We start from the raw sequence: 2,524 nt of genomic DNA on the forward strand, positions 1-2,524 counted from the left end.
ACCGCCCGAGACCAGTCCAGTTGGTTCTTCGACCTGAGCCTGTTCAGTAGCAGCTGATGGAGCTGGTCCCAGACGCCGGCCTCGTTCCAGGCGGCCAGCCGGCGCCAGCAGGTCATGCCCGAGCCGAAGCCGAGCTCCTGGGGCAGGTACTCCCACTGGATCCCGGTATGGAGGACGAACAGCATCCCGCACAGGGCCTGCCGGTCGGGCACCCGCGGCCGGCCCTCGACCCGCTTCGGCGGCGGTTCGGGCAGCAACGGCTCGATGAGCGACCACAGTTCGTCCGACACGATCCACGGCCGCGACTGACGCTTCCCCATGCCCTCATCAACGAGCGATCAAGCCGACAGTCGCATGATCAACCGCTTTTGTTAGAGCCAGTTATCGAGGATCCGCCGGGCTCTGCCGATGTCCTGGTCGCGCTCGATGCTCTGGGAGAACCAGGGGTCGTCGACGGGCAGCGGCCCGTACGCCGGCCGTCCCGCGCCGTCGAGGATCTTGTCGAGCATGGCCTTGCGGTCCACCGCGGCGTCGAGCGCCTGGCGTATCGCGAGGTCGGCGGTCACCTTCTTCTCCTGGGGGAGGGTGACGGTCCGGAAGTCGTAGGACTTCGCGTCGTACGTCTTCCGGCCGGCGTCGCCCTTGAAGGTGGCGGCGAGGTTGGGCGGGAGGACCGCGCCGTCCAGGTCGCCGGAGCGCAGCCGGGTGGCGCGGACGTTGTCGTCCGCGATGACCGCCATGGTGAGCGTCTTCACCTTCGGTGCGCCGCCCCAGTACTTCGGGTTCGCCTTGAAGGTGAGCTTCTCGCCCTTGCTCCAGGAGGAGAGGACGTACGGTCCGGTGCCCACCGGCTCGGTGTTGAACGAGCCGGTGTTGGGGTCCTGCTCGCCGGCCATGTGCTCGGGGACGATGGGCAGCACGGTGCGCCCGGCGAAGGGCGCGTAGGGGTACTTCAGCGTGAAGACGACATTGTCGTCGCCGTCGGCCCGGACCTCCTTGATGGCGTCCAGTTCGCTGCGGGAGGTGTTGTTGGTCTTCTCGTCCAGCACGGTCCGGTAGGTGAAGAGCACGTCGGCCGCCGTCAGCGGCTCACCGTCGCTGAACTCGACGCCCTCCCGTAGGGCCTAGGTGTAGGTGAGCCCGTCGTCGGCGACCTGAGGCAGCGCCTTCGCCAGGGCGGGGACGAGCTTCAGGTCGGCGTCCCTGGCCAACAGGCCGTCGAAGAGCTTGGAGTTGCCGTCCTTGCCGTAGCAGAGCAGCGGGCTGAGGGTGTCCGGCTCGGACCCGACCCCGATCACCACGGAGGTGGCGGGCGTGCGGTCTGCTGCACCGCTGCTGGGCGCCGAACAGGCGGCGAGCCCCGGTCAGCGTAACCGCCGCCGCGACGGCGGCGCTTCGTATCCGGAGGGTCGTCATCAGCCTCACACCCTTGCTGCGAACTAACTGCTCCTGCGATCAATTTGCGACAAGGGGCTACCCGGTGAGCTCCCGTAACAGTCCACCCCTCGGGGAGAGCGGTGGCTATGTGCCGATAGAGATGACTAAGTCCTCGGTGCAAGGGGACGACGAATGCTTCGGCGCTCCCGGGGCGAAGGGGACTCCGAGCCTCGGGCGCTCAAGCAGCTTGTGCCTTTTCCATGACGTCGGGCCGCGTCTGCCCGGCACGCTGGTGGCGTAGGGCCCAGCGAACGGCGAGTGGTGCCGCCAGGCCTGTCAGCGCGAACGGGGCTCCCACGACGTACCACCCCGGGCGGCCCCAGGTGATGCACAGTGAAATGAGCAACGCCGGTCCGAGGGCGTCGGCCAGTCCGGTACCCAGGCCGAACACGCCGAGGTACTGGCCGGTGGCGTGCCGTGGGGCGAGGGCGAAGGACACCTCGAAGGCGGCGGCGGAGTGCCACAGCTCGCCGACGGTGTGGATCACTACCGCGGTGAGGAGCACTGTCGAGGCGGCCCGTGCCGGTATGCCGCCCGACAGGGAGATCAGTGAACAGGAGACGAGAAAGGCCACGCCCGCACGGCGGTAGGCGTTTCCGCCGGCTGTGGGCGAACCCACGTGTCGACGTCGTGGCCCCGGTCGGCGTACAGGCGTCGGGGCCTGCGGCGGGGACGTCCGTGCAGGCCTCGGCTCGACGCCGCAAGTACCGCCGCCTGCCGTGGAAGCGCGGCATCAAAACGCTGATCGCCCGACGCGGCGTCGCCCACGGCTCCGGACTGGGCAAGGTGCGCTGGGTCGTCGAGCACGCCTTCGCCTGGCACCACCCGTTCAAACGGCTCCGCACCCGCTATCAACGACGCGCTGACCTGCACCAGGGCCTGCTCGAACCGGCCTGCAGCCGGTCAGGACGACGATGGAGACGACGAGCCCGCCCACCGTCATGCACGGTACGTTCGCGACCGCCATGCCGAGGATCGATACGACGACGGTGCCGCCGGCGAAGACCACCGGCCGCCCCGCCGTGGCCACTGCTCGTCCGGCCGCCTCGCGGGGATCGAGCCCGCGCGCGAGGTACTCCCGGTGCCT

Annotated in this window: 3 protein-coding genes and 2 pseudogenes; 1 reads left to right on the forward strand and 4 read right to left on the reverse strand. The window is 69.2% G+C overall.

Going from position 1 to position 2,524, the window contains the following annotated elements; translation table 11 throughout:
* The 3 genes and pseudogenes from IE275_RS45595 to IE275_RS45605 all read right to left on the reverse strand — a co-directional run.
* On the reverse strand, positions 1-320 hold a 320-nt coding region (locus tag IE275_RS45595), incomplete at its 3' end, for a transposase (RefSeq protein ID WP_189718597.1).
* A 63-nt stretch (positions 321-383) separates the two neighbouring features.
* Positions 384-1,416: pseudogene (locus IE275_RS45600) on the reverse strand (ABC transporter substrate-binding protein); the annotation flags it as partial.
* A gap of 199 nt (positions 1,417-1,615) precedes the next feature.
* On the reverse strand, positions 1,616-2,056 hold the full coding sequence (locus tag IE275_RS45605) for an MFS transporter (protein ID WP_229871460.1): 441 nt from the start codon (positions 2,054-2,056) through the stop codon (positions 1,616-1,618).
* An 83-nt stretch (positions 2,057-2,139) separates the two neighbouring features.
* On the opposite strand from IE275_RS45605, the pseudogene IE275_RS45610 reads away from it, so the two are divergent.
* Positions 2,140-2,337: pseudogene (locus tag IE275_RS45610) on the forward strand (transposase); the annotation flags it as partial.
* Here IE275_RS45610 and IE275_RS46735 read toward each other — a convergent pair.
* Positions 2,267-2,524: MMPL family transporter (locus IE275_RS46735; RefSeq protein ID WP_268255377.1), on the reverse strand; the 258-nt coding region annotated here is incomplete at its 5' end. The pseudogene IE275_RS45610 and the gene IE275_RS46735 overlap by 71 nt on opposite strands.

The sequence above is a fragment of the Streptomyces phaeofaciens genome, from assembly GCF_014648915.1.
Classification (GTDB): domain Bacteria; phylum Actinomycetota; class Actinomycetes; order Streptomycetales; family Streptomycetaceae; genus Streptomyces; species Streptomyces phaeofaciens.